This window comes from Pseudomonas sp. SAR267 (assembly GCF_052077595.1).
In the GTDB taxonomy this organism is placed as follows: domain Bacteria; phylum Pseudomonadota; class Gammaproteobacteria; order Pseudomonadales; family Pseudomonadaceae; genus Aquipseudomonas; species Aquipseudomonas vlassakiae.
Map to the genome: position 1 here is coordinate 4,917,235 of NZ_JBQIHU010000001.1, position 15,638 is coordinate 4,932,872.

Sequence of the window (15,638 nt, forward strand, 5' to 3'; positions counted from 1 at the left end):
AGGGGCTAGATCAGGCAAAGCCACTATCAGCGCTTGCCGAGAATCTTGCCGAGCAACTCCGGCCGCGGTGCCCCTTGCTGGCTCTGCAGGTTGCCCTGCTCATCCTGATAGAAAATCGCCGGGGTCGCCTGCAGCCCCATCTCTTCCATCAGCGCCATGTTCGCTGCCAGCTTCTGTTGCACGGCATCGGGCACCTTGTCCAGCGGCTTCAGGCTGCTCGCCTTGCCTGCTTTTTCGTGCTCATGCAGGGCCTTGGCCGGGTCCTTGGCTGCCAACAATGCCGCCGACTTGCCCGGACTGTCCTCGCGGATGATGCCGACCATGATATGGCGCAACTGCACCTTGCCCGAGTCGACCCACGGCCGTGCCTGCTCCCAGAACATGTTGCAGTACGGGCAGTTGGGGTCGCTGAACAGGTACACCTTGCGTGGCGCACTGTCCTTGCCGTCGGCGATCCAGGCGGTTTTCTCCATCTTCGCCCAGATCTCCTTGCTCATCGGCGCGTACACCAGCTTTTGCAGGGGCTCGGCGCTGAGGTCCTTGCCTTGTTCGTCGAACAGGCTGCCGACCAGTACATGCTTGCCGTCCGGGGTCAGGTACAGGGCCAAGGCGTTGTTCTGGTACTCGGCGGCATAGCCGCGCAGGCCGTTGGGCGCATCGAAGCTGCCCTTGATCTCGGCGCCTTTGGCTTGCAGTTGCTGGATCGCCTTGGGCAGGTCTTCGGCCTGCACCAGCGGGGCGGCCAGCAGGGCCAGGGACAGGGGCAACAGGGCAGTCAATCGCATGTCAGTTTCCTTGTGCGGCAGGGGCGGGCGCCTTGGCCCGCTCGAAAGGTTCCAGGGCATGGCGCAGGCTGGCCCGCGACAGCTCGCCGAGGTGGCTGCCGATCAGGCGGCCGTCGGCGTCGTAGAACAGGGTGGTGGGCAGGGCCATCGAACCGACCCGCTGAGCCAGCACGCCAGTGCCGTCGAACAGCACATGGGTCAGGCTCAGCCCGGTGGTGGCGAGGAAGGTCGTGACGTTTTCCGGTGTCTCGCCCTGGTTGACGAAGATGAAGGTCACGTGCGGGTATTCGCCCTGAGCCTGTTGCAGCACTGGCATTTCCCGGCGGCATGGCGGGCACCAGGTGGCCCAGATATTGATCACCAGCGGCTTGCCCCGGTAACTGTGCAGGGCCACCGACTGGCCAGTGGCGTTGCGCAGGCTCAGGTCGGGCAGAGCGGTGCCCTTGCTGTACAGGTGGCTGCCCAGGCTGGTCAGGGCCCAGAACAACGCACCGCTGAACAGTGCCCAGCCCAGCGGGCGCCGCAGGCCAGGCTGGCGCCAGCCCTGCCAGAGGGTGGCGAGGACGATGCCGACCAGGCCCGACCAGAGCAGGAAGCCGCCGTCACGGATATCGATGACTTGCACCAGGTCATCGCGGTACATCGGCCAGTAGGCCAGCACGAAACCCAGGCGGGCGCACAGCAGGCCGACCAGGAACAGGTTGAACAGCGCCGATTCCGGGCTTTCGCCGCCACGCCGGGCGACCCAACAGCCGACCAGGCAGGCCACGCCGAGGGCGGCGAGCATCAGCAGGTGGTTGAGGGCCATGGTCAGCGGCCCGAGGGTTACCGTCAGCATCAGCCTTGGCTCCGGGTCTGGGTCCAGTGTTGCAGGAACGCGGCGGCATCCACCTCACCAGTGATGCGCCGTGCGCGGCGCTCTTCGCCTTCCGGGCCGAGCCAGATGATGCTGGGCGGGCCGGGCACCTGGTAGCGCTGCAACAGGGCGTGGCTGGCGGCGGAGTCGGCGGTCACGTCCAGGCGCAGCAGGTGCACGCCGGCCAGGCTGGTTTGCACGTCGGGGCGGCTGAACACTTGTTTCTCCATGACCTTGCACGACACGCACCAGTCGGCGTAGTAGTCGACCATGACCCACTGGCCGCGGGCCTTGGCGGCGTCCAGCTCGCGTTGCAGGGCTTCAGGGCTGCTGACCGTGACGAAGTGCGCGTCGGCCTTTTGTACGGTGGCGGCTGCGCTGCCGCCGGCGAACGGCCGCAGCGGTTGCCACAGGTCGTCGCCCCCCGCAGCAGCGCCGACCAGTAGCAGGCCACCCCACAAGGCGCCCAGCAGCGGTACCGCACGCAGCGCCGGCAAGCGCTGCAGGGCTGGCCACATGGCCCAGCCCAGGGCAATCAGCCAGGCACCGCTCAGTGCCAGCAATACCGGGGCGGCGAGCAGGCTGCGCACGGTGTAGAGGGCCATGGCCAGGAACACGAAGCCGAACACGCCCTTGACCCGGTTCATCCACGCCCCTGGGCGCGGCAGGTAGCGGTTGCCCAGGGTCACCAGCAACAGCAGTGGCACGCCCATGCCCAGGCCGAGGCTGAACAGCACCAGCGCACCTTGCAGCACATCGCCGCTTTGCGCGATGAACAGCAGCGCACCGGCCAGCGGCGCGGTCATGCACGGGCCGAGCAGCAGGCCGGAGAGGGCGCCCAGCAGCGCTGCGCCGTACAGGTTGCCACCACGGGTGCCCTGGCCGGCGCGGTCGAGGCGATCACGCAGGGCGGCCGGCAGTTGCAGCTCGAAGGCTCCGAACATGGGCAGGGCGAGGACGATGAACAAGCCGGCCAGGCTGCCCAGCAGCCAAGGTTGCTGTAGCCACGCCTGCAAGCTGGCCCCCAGCAGCGCCGCGACCACGCCCAGGGCCGCATACACCAGCGCCATGCTCAGCACATACACCCCGGCCAGCAGCCAGCCGCGCCGGGCGCTGGCGCCGTTGCCCAGGACCAGGCCGGCGAGGATCGGCAGCATCGGCAGCGAGCAGGGGGTGAACGCCAGCAGCAGGCCGAGGCCGAAGAATGCCAGCAGGCTCCAGGCCAGGCTGGCGCTTTGCAGGCCGCTGGCCAGTGCCTGGTCGCTGGCTTGTTCGGCGGCCGGCGGCGCGCTGCCGCCCAGGTCGATGGCGGTGGTCTGCGGTGGGTAGCACAGGCCGGCATCGGCACAGCCCTGCCAGCCCAGGCGCAACTGGCCCTGGGCGTTGGCCGGAATCAGCAGTTCGAGCTGGTCGCGGTACACCGCACTGTCACCGAAGAACTCGTCATGGTGATTCAGCGCGGGGGGGAGTTGCGGCTGTTGTTCGGCAGGCAAGCCGTCGAACTTCAGGCGCTTCTGGTACAGGTAGTAACCCTGCTTGATCTGGAAGTACAGGCGCATCTGGCCATCGGCCTGACGGTCGTGAGTCAGCACGAACGCCTGGTTGACCGGCAGGAAGTCGGGTTTGGCGTCGAACGGGTTGGCCTGCAATGGGCCGGCCAGCAGGAACGTCAGGAAGAGCAGAAGGATGCGCATGTCTTCGCCTTGGCAGTACGGAATGGTGGCCATGCTGGCTGGGGTCGATTAACCCAAGGTTAACCGTAGCGATGGTCGGTTTGGGCCATTTGGAATTGCGTCAGGGCCGAAAGGTGCTCGCCACAGCATTATTGGCGCCTGTGAGATCGAGCGCCGCCCGCGCGGCGCATCGCGGGCAAGCCCGCTCCCACATCTGTTTCGGGCCAGTTACTCCTGTACCGCCAACAGGATCCGCCTTGGTGCATGACTGGAGACAAGTGGAGCGACATCAGCGCCCACCGAGATGCATCGACATGCCAACAAGGCGGTCCCTGTTGGCTTCATAGGAGTGATTGGCCCGAAACAGATGTGGGAGCGGGCTTGCCCGCGATGCGCCGCGCGGGCGGCGCTCGATCTCATAGGCGCTACAAATCTCCCGGCATGCACCTGTAAGCCCCACCACAGCCTCCAGACACACCGCGACATACTGTCAACTTGACTTTGCCTATCCCCCTCCCATTGGTGTAAAGTTGACGCATAAGTCAGTTTTTCCTGACTTGCGTGACAAGGTTCTCATCCCTCCGAGTTCCCCGCACTAGAATCAGAAAAGTTGGGCAGAACCCCTGCTGCCCAGAGGATCAAGCATGTCCAACCGTGATATTTCCCGGCGCGCCTTCTTGCAAGGCGGCCTGATCGCTGGTGTCGGCGTGACCATGGCGCCGCTCGGCAGCCAGGCGTTCGCCGCCCTGATGGAGGAGCGCGTCACCACCTCGCCGCAAAAGTGGATGAACCATGACGGCAAGGCGCGTTTTCGTAACGACGCACTCTCCAAGGTCTGCGGCAACAAGGTTTTCGCCCGCGACATCCGCGCCAAGGACATGCCCGGCTGGCCGACCCGGCAAGGCCACGCGCTGCTGCTCAAGGTGACCAAGGTCGACCGGATCTATGACGGCCATGACCTCAGCCTGCTCGGCGCCGACCTGCAGCCGGACCGTATCGTCACCGCCGCCGACCTGGCCCAGGACGGTATCGCCTGGCCCGAGGCCCATTCGCCCGACCCACTGTTGCCGCCCGGCCAGGTGCCGATGTTCATCGGCCACCCGGTGGCGATCCTGATCTGGCATGACTTCGAGCGCTTCCGCCAGGCCAAGCGCAAGTTGCAGTTCAACGACAAGGCGATCCAGTACGGCGCCCAGGCTCCGCTGTACCAGCGTGACCCCTATGGCAGCTTCCGCTTCGTGCGGGTGGGCGGCGCCACGCCGTTCGACGACGATGAATTCTCCAGCCTGAAGAATTCCATGCTGTTCCCGACCATCCTCAACCGCAAACCGGTGTGGTCCAAGCAGCCCAACCAGCACGGCGACCTGACCGAGCAGGGCCTTTTCTACGCCAAGCGCATGGCTGAACAGCTGGATAATCCGCCTGAGGACTGGCTGGTGTTCGACGAGCGCTACAAGACGCCATCGATCGAGCCTGCCGCACTGGAGCCGGACAACGGCAACGGCTGGTACGACCCGGCGACCGGCACGCTGCACTTCGTGGTCGCCACCCAGTGCCCGTTCGAAGTGGCGCAGGAATGCGTGCACATGATCAAGCCCTCGCGCTTCGCCCTGAACACGCTGAACATGCACCCGGGCTACACCGTGGGCTACGGCTCGAAAGACAACAACATCTTCGTCTTCTACGCGGCCGTGGCGGCCCTGTATGGCGCTGGTGTGCCGATCCGCCTGGCCAACGACCGCTACGAGCAGTTCCAGAGCGGCATCAAGCGCCATGCCTTCGACATCCGCTACCAGCTGGCCGTGGACAAGAAGGACAACAGCTTCAAGATCTTCCGCGCCGACATGAGCTGCGACGGCGGCGGGCGCATCAACTACAGCCCGTCGGTGGCTGCGGTGGGCGCCACCGCGGCGCAGTCGATCTACTACATGCCGCAGAACGACCTGTCGGTGACCGCCTACTACTCGCGCGGCGTCGAGGCTGGCTCCATGCGCGGTTACGGCACCCTGCAGAGCATGGCCGCCACTGAGATGATGGTGGATGAAATCGCCGGTCGCCTGGGTGTAGACGCCATCGACCTGCGCCGCGCCAACGCCCTGAAGTCGGGCATGAAGAACACCCAGGGTGCGGTCCCGGCCGGAGCCCTGCGCTTGTACGAGATCCTCGACAAAGCCGCCGTGCACGACTGGTGGCGTAACCGCGATGCGCGCAAGCAGCAGATGGACGCCAAGGACCCGGACCACTGGTATGGCGTCGGCTTCGCCATCTGCCAGAAGGACTTCGGCACCGGCTCCGAGGCGCCGATGGCCAGCGTCGAGTTCACCGCGGATGGCCGCATCAGCCTGCGCCACATCGGCACCGAGCTGGGCACTGGCATGTCCACGTCCCAGGCGCTGGTGGTCAGCGATTTCCTCGGCCGCTCGGCCGACGAGGTGAAGACCGCCGTCACCGAATGGCCGGAATTGCAGCTGACCACCAGCGGCAACCCGTACCTGATCAGCCAGCCCGAGCAGGACGCCGCACTGCGCAACCCGCGCTGGGTCGGCAAGCTGGCCTCGCCGTCGTCGGCGACCAACTCGGCGTTCTACTTCAGCCACGCCACCCGCGAAGCGGCACGTGTGCTGTTCAACCACGGCCTGTGGCCGGCAGCCATGGCCATCTGGAGCCAGGGTCCGCACGGCGGCCAGGCCAACCCGCTGGTGGTGCGCCGCGAGAACGCGGTGTGGGTCAACGGTGAGCTGACCGGCAACGGCCTGGCGCCGATCCCGTTCGCCCAGTTGGCGCAGAAGGCTCACCAGATGGGCCTGGTCACGGGCGTCAGCGTGCACGGTTTCAACCGCTGGAGCTGGGCCGAGGCCGACTTCGTCATCGACGGCGTGCGCGAGCGCTTGCCGCTCGATGCCGTGGCGGTGAAGTACGGCGATGGCGCGGTGAATGCCAAGAAAGCGCAGATGAGCAGCCATGGCTACCACCTGCTCGACCGGCAGAACGCCGCCTACCCGGATACCCAGCTGAACAACGCCATGGTCACCTACTACAGCCCGGTGGCGACCATCGTCGAGGTCAAGGTCAACAAGGGCACCCACGAGGTTGAGGTGCTCAACCACCACAGCTGGGTCGAGTGCGGCCGTGTGCTGGTGCCGGAACTGGTCAAGGGCCAGCTCGAAGGCGGTATCGCCATGGGCATCGGCCATGCACTGACCGAAGAAATGCCGTTGTACGAGGGCGGGCCCGGGGAGGGCGACTGGAACTTCAACCGCTACCGCCTGCCGCACGCACGCGATGTGGCGGTGTGGAAGCAGACCAGCGAAATCCTCCCGCCGCTGTCACCGACCGACCCGTCCAAGGGCATTGCCGAAGTGGTGATGATCCCGGTCGTCGGTGCCATCGGCAACGCCGTGGCGCATGCCATTGGCAAGCGCGTGCGCGATCTCCCCATCACCCCAGCCCGTATCAAGGAGGCCCTCAATGGCTAACCGTCCACTGCAACTGACCCTCAACGGTCAACCGGTCGGCCCGGTCGAGGTCCCTGATGACCTGGCGATGATCGACTACCTGCACGAACACCAGAACCTCACAGGTTCGCGCCTGGGCTGCGGCCAGGGCATCTGCCATGCCTGCGTGGTGATCGTCGACAACCCCGACGGCACCAGCGAAGAAGTGCGCACCTGCATCACCGGCGCGCATTACTTCGAGGGCAAGAAGGTCCGCACCATCGAAGGCCATGCCAAGCAGGACGAGGCCGGCAACCTGACGCTGAACCCGATCCAGCAGAAGTTCGTCGACCTGTTCGCCTTCCAGTGCAGCTACTGCGCGCCAGGCTTCGTCAATGCCGCCACGGTGCTGGTGGAAACCGCCCAGCGCCAGCCATTGAAAAAGAGTGAAGTGGAAGACCGTATCGAAGCCAGCCTCGGCCACCACATCTGCCGTTGCACCGGGTACGTGCGTTACTACGACGCCACCCGCACGGTGCTCAATGACCTCGGCCTGGTCAAGGAGGGTTGAGCATGGGCTTTGTTCGTAGCGCTCTCGCGCTGGCCCTGGGCCTTGCCGTCGTTTCGCTGGCCCAGGCGGCCGATGAGTCGCAGGTCAAGCGCGGTGAATACCTGGCCCGTGCGGCCGACTGCATGGCCTGCCACACGGCCGAAGGCGGTGCCCCGTTCGCCGGTGGCCTGCCGATCCATTCGCCGTTCGGCACCATCTATGGCAGCAACATCACCCCGGACAAGCAGTACGGTATCGGCAACTATACGGCCGACGAATTCTTCGCCGCCGTCACCGAGGGCAAGCGCAAGGACGGCGCCAACCTCTACCCGGCGATGCCGTACACCTCGTACCACCTGATCAAGCGCGAGGATTCCGATGCGATCCTCGCCTACCTGATGACCGTGCCGCCGATCAACCGCCCGGCACCGCAGACGGCGTTGAGCTTCCCGTTCAACGTGCGCCTGGGGCTGACCGGCTGGAACATGCTCTATGGCAAGAGCGTGCAGCTGCAGCCGACCGAGGGCAAAAGCCCGGCCTGGCAGCGCGGGCAGTACATGGTCGAGGTCATGGGCCACTGTGGCGAGTGCCACACGCCGCGCAACCCTATCGGTGCACTGCAACAGGACCAGCGCCTGAGCGGTGGCCTGCTCGGCGGCTACCTGGCACCGAGCCTGCTGGCTCAGGACCTGGCCGACCGCGGCTGGACCCAGCCGGACCTGACCACCTTCCTCAAGCACGGCATCAGTGCCCAGGGCAGCATGTTCAACGAGATGTTCCCGGTGGTGCACCACAGCACCCAGCACCTGGAAGATGCCGACCTGGCGGCCATGGCCACCTACCTGCTCGGCGACCAGCCGCCGCCCGCCAAGGCGATCAAGCCGGTTGCTCTGGAGCAGATGAGCGATAGTGCCAAGCGCGGCCAGCAGCAATACCTCAACGTCTGCGCCGGTTGCCACGGCGTCGAAGGCGAGGGCAAGCCGCACATCGCGGTGGCCATGCGCGGTAACACGGTGCTGCGCCAGGGCGACTCGCGCAATCTGGTCAAGGCCATCCGCGACGGCATCCGTGAGCAACAGTTCACTGGTTTCGAACGCATGCAGCCAATGCCGGGCTTCGCCGACAAGCTCGACGACCAGCAGGTGACAGACATGGTCAACTACCTGCGCCAGGCCTGGGGTGGATTGCCCGGCGACCTGACCGTACAGCAGCTCGCCGAGCTGAAGGCGGAATAAACCGTGCAGCATCTCGATCTCCAGGTGATCAGCCAGGCGCTGCAATGGTCGTGCGATGGCCAGCGGGTGTGGTTGTGCACGGTGCTCGCCACCTACGGCTCGGCGCCGCGCGCGCCGGGCTCGCTGCTGGCGGTCAACGCCAGCGGCCAGTGGCTGGGTTCGCTGTCGGGTGGTTGCGTCGAAGATGACTTCCTCGAACGCGTGGCACGGGGCGAATTCCCCGAGCCGATTGCCATCGTGCGCTATGGCGATGGCAGCGACCCGCGTTCGAGCATTCGCCTGCCTTGTGGCGGCGTGCTCGAGGTGCTGGTCGAGAACCTGTCGGCCGACTGTGAGGTGCAGGCCCACCTGCGTGAGCTGGAAGGCGCGCTGCGCGGCCAGCGCCGGTTGTTGCGTGAGGTGAGCCTGCCGCAAGGTGAGCGCATCGTTGTCGACGACCACAGCCAGGGGCCGCGTGTGGAACGCGAAAGCGGCCGTGTGCGCTTGCGTGTCGGCGCTGCCCAGCGCCTGCTGCTGGCTGGCTACTCCAGCGTCGCGCATTTCTGCGCCGAGTTCGGTAAAGGCATGGGCTTTGAAGTCATCCTCTGCGACCCGCGTGATGAGGTGCTCGAAGGCGTGGTGCTGGACGGCATCGAGGTGCGCCGCGAGCTGCCGTCGGAGTTCATCGCCAATGGCGGTTGCCATGCCGACACGGCGGTGGTTGCATTGACCCATGATCCGAAAATCGATGACCTCGCCATGATGGAAGCAGTGCGTACCGAAGCGTTCTACATCGGCGTGATGGGCTCGAAGGCCACCTCCGACAAGCGTCGCGAACGCTTGCACCGCATCGGCGGCCTGGGCTACGACGAGCTGGCGCGGATCCACGCGCCAATCGGCCTCAACCTGGGCAGCAAGACCCCGGCCGAAATCGCCCTGGCGGTGCTCGCCGATATCCTGCGCCTGCGCAACGGCATCGGGCGGGCGGCGCTGTGAGTGTGGTGGCGCTGGTGTTGGCGGCTGGCAGCAGCGTGCGTTTCGGTGCTGACAAGCGGCGGGCGCTGATGGCCGATGGTCGCAGCTTGCTGGTGCACAGTGTCGAGCGGGCCTGCGCGGTGTTCGATGACGTGCGGGTGGTGTTGCGTGACGGCGAGCGGGGCGAGGAGCTGGGGCTGCCGTCGGCGTGCCGGGTCATCGGCAGTGCCGATTTCACGCAGGGCTTGGGCCATAGTCTGGCGGCTGGCGCCGCTTCGCTGGTCGACAGCGAGGCACAGGCGGTGGCGATTCTGCTGGGTGACATGCCCTGGGTGGCGCCCGAGACCCTGGGCTTGCTTGCACGCGAGGCCGGTGGGTCGACGATTGTTCTGCCTTGTCATGACGGGCAGCAGGGCCATCCGGTGCTGTTCGGGCGTGATTTCTGGCCCGAGCTGGTGCGGCTGGCGGGCGATGAGGGGGCGCGTTCGGTCGTGAGGGCCCATCCGGACCGTTGCGTCAGGCTGGCAGTCGAGGATGCCGGTGTGCTGCGGGATGTCGATACACCCGATGCACTGCGCCAATGAGCGTTGGTTCTACTCATCTTCTTCATCATCGAATGCACAAGGCTCCAGTTCGGCAAGCTGGGAAAGCAGAATCAGATGCACGTCGGCCTTGAGCCGCTGGAGATTGGCCAGGCTCGCAGGCCCGCCCAGCATCAACGCCGGGACGAAACCATATATCTTGTTTGGCGCCAATGTGCCTCCCATTTCGGCCATTTCTTCGGCAGCCTGTCGGAGCCCTCCTATCCTGCTTTTCCACTGAGGACCAATACTTGAATTAACCTCGTCCACCTGCACTAAGATCAGGGTGTATTGGAGGTGTTGCTGCGGGGGTACGGCCGGGGGGGATTTGGCGCCTGTGATATCGAGCGCCGCCCGTGCGGCGCTCGATATCACAGGCGCTGAAAGCATCAAGGCGAACGCAAAAAAGGTCCATAATCCCCCCTTAATCCCCCCATAGTGCAATCCCACCCACACCACTCCGGGAGCCCCACCATGCACGTTCTGCTCTGCGAGGACGACGACCTGATCGCCAGCGGCATCTGCGCCGGCCTCACCGCCCAGGGCCTGACCGTCGACCGCGTGGCCAACGCCGCCAGCGCTCGGGCGTTGCTGCAAGCGGCGCAGTTCGACGTGATGATCCTCGACCTCGGCCTGCCCGACGAAGACGGCTTGAAACTGCTGCGTCGCCTGCGCCAGCAGGGTGTGGACCTGCCCGTGCTGGTGCTGACCGCCCGTGACGCCGTCACCGACCGCGTCGACGGCCTGCAGGCCGGTGCCGACGACTATCTGCTCAAACCCTTCGACCTGCGCGAACTGGCTGCACGCCTGCACACCCTGTTGCGTCGGGTGGCGGGGCGGGCTGTCAACGTGATAGAGCATGGCCCGCTTCACTATGACCCGAGCAGCTGCGAAGCCACCCTTGCCGGCCAGCCGGTTGACCTGTCGCGGCGCGAACAGGCGCTGCTCCAGGCGTTGATGCAGAACCCCGGCCGGGTGCTGTCCAGCGAACAGCTCAAGGACTGTGTGTACGGCTTCAGCGACGAAGTCGAGAGCAACGCGCTGAACGTGCATATCCATCACCTGCGGCGCAAGCTCGGCAACAGTATCGTCGAGACCGTGCGCGGCCTGGGTTATCGCCTGGGGCCGGCACAGGCGCCGGAGCAACGCTCCGAGAGAAGCGCCTCATGAGCCTGCGGGTACGCCTCAGCCTTATCCTCGGCACCGCCTTCATCATCATCTGGGCACTGGCCGCCGCGTGGATGCTGCGCGACCTGCGCCAGCAGATGATGTTCTCCCTCGACCAGCGCCTGGTGGCTTCGGCGCGCATGGTCGCCGGCCTCGTCGATCAGCTGCCGCAACCGCTGGCGGCCAAGGGCGAAGATGCGCATTTTTCCGCCGACCAGTTGAGCGTGCCCGACGGCATGGCCTGCCAGGTGAGTTCCCTGCGCGGCGAGATCCTCGCCAGCAACCACAAGCATGACGGCGCCATGGACGACCAGCGCAGCGGCTTTCGTGACCAGACCATCGACGGTGCGTCGTGGCGCACCTTCACTTACAACCACGGTGACGTACGCATCACCACCGCCGACCGGCACATGGAGCGCGAGGCGTTGAACCAGTCGATCCTGCTGGCCGCCTCTGCGCCGGTGCTGATGGCCTTGCTCGGCAGCCTCGGGCTGCTGTGGATCGGCCTGGGCAAAGGCCTGGAGCCGCTCAATCGCATGCGCGACGCCCTGCGCCGGCGGCGCGCCGACAGTGTCGAGCCATTGCAGGTGGCCGGCTTGCCCAGCGAGCTGCAACCCTTGCTCGACACCCAGAACCAGCTGTTCCTGCGCATCGCCCAGACCATCGAGCGCGAACGGCGCCTGACCGACGATGCCGCCCACGAGCTGCGCAGCCCGCTGACGGCGATCAAGACCCACCTGCAGGTGGCGCGCATGACCGACGGCGCGGTGCGCGAGCAGGCGCTGGAGCATGCCGAGCAAGGCGCCGACCGCATGCACCGGACCCTGGAGCAGCTACTGATGCTGGCGCGGGTCGAGGGCAGCCTGTCGTTCGAGGACGGGGTGCAGTGCAGCGCCGAGCAGGTCGCCCGCCAGGCGGTGCAGGATGCGGGTGGCGGTGACAATCGACGCATCGTATTGCACCTGCCGCAGGAGGCTACGCAGATCTACCTGGGCATGCCTGCGCCGCTGGCGGTGGCGGCCTTGCGCAACCTGCTGGACAACGCCCTGCGCCATGGCGGTGACACCGAGGTAGAGCTGGAAGTGCAGATGGCCGACGGGCAGGTGGGGTTCATGGTGCGTGACCATGGGCCGGGCATTGCCGATGGCGATCTGCAGCACCTGACCGAACGCTTCTGGCGCAACGGGCAGAGCGGGGGGTGTGGGCTGGGGTTGGCGATCGTTCAGGCGATCGTGCAGCGCTGTGCTGGCAGCCTCAGGTTCGACAGTCGCCAAGATGGCTTGCGAGTCCTGCTGCAGGTGCCGGCGCGTTCGGCCAACTGATCCTCATTGCCTGTGCCGGCCCTTTCGCGGGACAAGCCCGCTCCTACAGGTACGGCACGCACCTCCAGCCCTGTACAGTGCCTGTAGGAGCGGGCTTGCCCCGCGAAAGGGCCGGCACAGGCAAAGCAAAATCCCGCAACAACCGCTAAATCCTCCCCGCACTCAAGCGTTTTCCAAGCGATAACTGCCCATTCGCTTGCTTGCGAGGATTCACCCATGTCCACCGCTACCAGCCTTGCCCAGGTCCCGCCGGCCAGCGCGCCGCAACCTTTGTACGAATTCAGTGACTCGCCCCTGCTGCTGCGCCAGCAGCAACAGGAATCCAACGCCCGCAGCTACCCCCGGCGCATCCCGCTGGCGCTCAAGCGCGCCCGTGGCATCCACGTCGAGGACGTCGAAGGCCGCCAGTTCATCGACTGCCTGGCCGGCGCCGGCACCCTGGCCCTGGGCCACAACCACCCGGTGGTGATCGAGGCTATCCAGCGCGTGCTGGCCGACGAACTGCCGCTGCACACCCTGGACCTGACCACGCCGGTCAAGGACCGCTTTGTCCAGGACCTGTTCGGTATCCTGCCCGAGGCCTTGCGTCGCGAGGCCAAGGTGCAGTTCTGCGGGCCGACCGGCACCGACGCGGTGGAAGCGGCGCTCAAGCTGGTGCGCGGTGCCACCGGGCGCAGCATCGTGCTGGCCTTCCAGGGTGCCTATCACGGCATGAGCCAAGGGGCGCTGAGCCTGATGGGCAGCCACGGTCCCAAGCAGCCACTGGGCGCGCTGCTGAGCAATGGCGTGCAGTTCATGGCTTACCCCTACGACTACCGTTGCCCGTTCGGCCTGGGCGGTGAAGCCGGGATCAAGGCCAACCTGCATTACCTGGAAAACCTATTGCTGGACCCGGAAAGCGGTGTGCCGCTGCCGGCGGCGGTGATCCTTGAAGTGGTGCAAGGTGAGGGCGGGGTAATCCCGGCCGACATCGAGTGGCTCAAGGGTGTGCGGCGTATCACCGAACAGGCTGGCGTGGCGCTGATCGTCGATGAGATCCAGAGCGGCTTCGCCCGAACCGGGCGGATGTTCGCCTTCGAGCACGCCGGCATCGTGCCGGATGTGGTCACGCTGTCCAAGGCCATTGGTGGCAGCCTGCCGCTGGCGGTGGTGGTGTACCGCGACTGGCTGGATACCTGGAAGCCAGGCGCCCATGCCGGCACGTTCCGCGGCAATCAGATGGCCATGGCCGCCGGTTCGGCGGTGATCAACTACCTGGTCGAGCACCGCCTGGCCGAACACGCCGAGGCCATGGGCCTGCGTTTGCGTGAGCATCTGCAGCGGCTGCAACGGGATTATCCGCAACTGGGTGATATCCGTGGCCGTGGCCTGATGCTTGGGGTGGAGTTGGTCGATCCTCAAGGTCAGCCGGATACGCTTGGCCACTCTCCTGCCAATCGGGTGCTGGCACCGAAGGTCCAGCGCGAATGCCTCAAGCGTGGGCTGATCCTCGAGCTGGGCGGGCGCCATGGCGCCGTGGTGCGCTTCCTGCCGCCACTGATCATCAGCGCCCAGCAGGTTGACGAGGTGGCGCAGCGCTTTGCCGAGGCAGTGGCCGCCGCTGTGTGAACCCGGAAGGGCCGCGTTGCGGCCCTCCTGTCAGGCCTGTTCATGCCCAGGGTGAATCAGCCCTTTCCCCCATGCGTCAACTGCCAACCACCCCCTAGTGCCTTGTACAACGCCACGCTGCCCTGCAGGCGAGCCAGGCGCAGCCGCGCTTGCTGGTCCTGGGCGAGATAAAGCGTGCGCTGGGTTTCGAGCACGCTCAGCAGGGTCTCGGCGCCGGCCGCGTAGCGCCGTTGAGCCAGGTCGAAGGCCAGGCGCGCCTGTTCGACTTCCTGGTCCTGCCACTGGCGCTGTTGTTCAACGCCGTGAATGGCATTGAGGGCCTTCTCGACATCGGCGAAGCCGGCCAGGATGCTGCTGCGATAGCTTTCCAGCAGCTCGTCCTGCTCGGCCTGGGCCAGCTGTTGCCCCGCTCGCAGCCGGCCATTGTTGAAGATCGGCGCGACCAGGCCGGCGGTCAGGGTGTAATAAGAGCTGTCGAAGACCTCGGGCAGGGTGCGTGCGCCGGTGCCAATGTTGGCGCCCAGGGTCATTTTTGGCAGCAGGGCGACCCTGGCCACCTGCACATTGGCGTGGGCGGCGGCCAGGCGTGCTTCGGCGGCGGCGATGTCCGGGCGGCGGGCGAGCAGTTCGCTGGGTACGCCGCTGCCAATGCGCGGCCAGTTCACGGTTGCCAGCGCTTCTCCGGTGGTGGGCAGGGCCTGGACCGGGTCGCCCAGCAGTGTGGCCAGGGTAACGCGGTTGTCCTGCCACTGCTGTTCGAGCAGCGGCACTTGTCGTGCCTGAGCGGCCACCAGGCTGCGCTGCTGGGCCAGTTCCAGGCGTGTCGCGGAGCCGGCGCGCTGACGTGCCTCGACCAGCGCCAGGACATCACGGGCGTTACGCAGGTTGAGGCGGGCAATGCGCAGTTGTTCTTCCAGGGCCAGGCCCTGCAGATAGCTGCTGGCCACGCTGCTGACCAGTGTCAGTTCGACCGTCTGGCGATCGAAGCGGCTGGCGTCGAGGCTGTGCAGGGCGCTCGAACGTGCAGCGCGCAGGCCTCCCCAGAAGTCGATCTCGTAGCTGGCGACCAACTGCATGCCGAACGACGTACTGGTTCGCTCGTACTTGCTGACATCGAGCTGGTCATAGCCCTCGCCATGCAACAGGCGCTGGCGGCTGCCGTCGAGGGCGAAGCTGAGCTCCGGCAATAGCGGCGCTCCGGCGATGACCGCCTTGGCCTGGGCCTGGCGCACGCGGGCGGTGGCGGCGGCAAGGTCATGGGCATTGGACCGGGCGCGTTCGACCAGGCGGTCCAGTTCGGCGCTGTCGAAGGCCTGCCACCACTGCGCCGACGGCAGGCTGGCAGAAGGCTGGAGGGCTTCGCCTTGCCAGGCGGTGGGTGCAGCGATGCCGCTGGATGGCGTGGGCGGCAGGCTGCAGGCGGCGAGGCCCAGGCACAGGGACAACAGGCTGATGCGGCTTGGCAGGGTCATG

At 66.3% G+C, this 15,638-nt stretch carries 12 protein-coding genes and 1 pseudogene; 8 read left to right on the plus strand and 5 right to left on the minus strand.

The annotated features are described in order from the left end of the window. Window positions 1-26: 26 nt before the first annotated feature. The 3 genes from dsbG to dsbD are packed head-to-tail and all read right to left on the minus strand — an operon-like array spanning window position 27 to window position 3,335. The gene (gene dsbG, locus ACTORR_RS23000; protein ID WP_054884085.1) at window positions 27-785 is read right to left on the minus strand and encodes a thiol:disulfide interchange protein DsbG; all 759 of its coding nucleotides are present in this window, start codon (window positions 783-785) and stop codon (window positions 27-29) included. A gap of 1 nt (window position 786) precedes the next feature. Next, the gene (locus ACTORR_RS23005) at window positions 787-1,623 is read right to left on the minus strand and encodes a prolipoprotein diacylglyceryl transferase family protein (protein WP_313364680.1); all 837 of its coding nucleotides are present in this window, start codon (window positions 1,621-1,623) and stop codon (window positions 787-789) included. Continuing rightward, window positions 1,623-3,335, minus strand: coding sequence for a protein-disulfide reductase DsbD (gene dsbD / locus ACTORR_RS23010; RefSeq protein ID WP_313364679.1), 1,713 nt, complete (start codon window positions 3,333-3,335; stop codon window positions 1,623-1,625). The genes ACTORR_RS23005 and dsbD overlap by 1 nt, the downstream gene beginning before the upstream one ends. A gap of 623 nt (window positions 3,336-3,958) precedes the next feature. On the opposite strand from dsbD, the gene ACTORR_RS23015 reads away from it, so the two are divergent. From ACTORR_RS23015 to ACTORR_RS23035, 5 genes are read left to right on the plus strand one after another with little or no spacing between them, the layout of a single operon-like run. Beyond that, a complete protein-coding gene (locus ACTORR_RS23015; RefSeq protein WP_313365749.1) occupies window positions 3,959-6,790 on the plus strand; it encodes a xanthine dehydrogenase family protein molybdopterin-binding subunit in 2,832 nt (943 codons plus the stop codon). Further along, window positions 6,783-7,319 (plus strand): (2Fe-2S)-binding protein, encoded by a 537-nt coding sequence (locus ACTORR_RS23020; RefSeq protein ID WP_013973477.1) that lies wholly within the window; start codon window positions 6,783-6,785, stop codon window positions 7,317-7,319. Before ACTORR_RS23015 ends, ACTORR_RS23020 begins: the two co-directional genes overlap by 8 nt. A gap of 2 nt (window positions 7,320-7,321) precedes the next feature. Further along, a complete protein-coding gene (locus ACTORR_RS23025) occupies window positions 7,322-8,533 on the plus strand; it encodes a cytochrome c (protein WP_262110043.1) in 1,212 nt (403 codons plus the stop codon). Between the two features lie 3 nt (window positions 8,534-8,536). Continuing rightward, entirely contained in the window at window positions 8,537-9,508 is a 972-nt protein-coding gene (locus ACTORR_RS23030; protein ID WP_313365748.1) for an XdhC family protein, read from the plus strand. Further along, a complete protein-coding gene (locus ACTORR_RS23035; protein WP_313365747.1) occupies window positions 9,505-10,071 on the plus strand; it encodes a nucleotidyltransferase family protein in 567 nt (188 codons plus the stop codon). The genes ACTORR_RS23030 and ACTORR_RS23035 overlap by 4 nt, the downstream gene beginning before the upstream one ends. A gap of 9 nt (window positions 10,072-10,080) precedes the next feature. Here the strand turns inward: ACTORR_RS23035 and ACTORR_RS23040 are convergent. Further along, a pseudogene (locus tag ACTORR_RS23040) lies at window positions 10,081-10,269 on the minus strand (T6SS immunity protein Tdi1 domain-containing protein); the annotation flags it as partial. 273 nt (window positions 10,270-10,542) lie between these two features. Here ACTORR_RS23040 and ACTORR_RS23045 point away from each other — a divergent pair. The 3 genes from ACTORR_RS23045 to ACTORR_RS23055 all read left to right on the plus strand — a co-directional run bounded on the left by ACTORR_RS23045 (window position 10,543) and on the right by ACTORR_RS23055 (window position 14,165). Next, a complete protein-coding gene (locus ACTORR_RS23045; protein ID WP_313365200.1) occupies window positions 10,543-11,238 on the plus strand; it encodes a response regulator transcription factor in 696 nt (231 codons plus the stop codon). Further along, a complete protein-coding gene (locus ACTORR_RS23050) occupies window positions 11,235-12,557 on the plus strand; it encodes an ATP-binding protein (protein WP_099814153.1) in 1,323 nt (440 codons plus the stop codon). Before ACTORR_RS23045 ends, ACTORR_RS23050 begins: the two co-directional genes overlap by 4 nt. Before the next feature lie 216 nt (window positions 12,558-12,773). Next, on the plus strand, window positions 12,774-14,165 hold the full coding sequence (locus ACTORR_RS23055) for an aspartate aminotransferase family protein (protein WP_441343910.1): 1,392 nt from the start codon (window positions 12,774-12,776) through the stop codon (window positions 14,163-14,165). A 56-nt stretch (window positions 14,166-14,221) separates the two neighbouring features. On the opposite strand, the gene ACTORR_RS23060 is transcribed toward ACTORR_RS23055, so the two are convergent. Then, entirely contained in the window at window positions 14,222-15,637 is a 1,416-nt protein-coding gene (locus tag ACTORR_RS23060; protein WP_313365202.1) for an efflux transporter outer membrane subunit, read from the minus strand. Between the last annotated feature and the right edge of the window lies 1 nt (window position 15,638).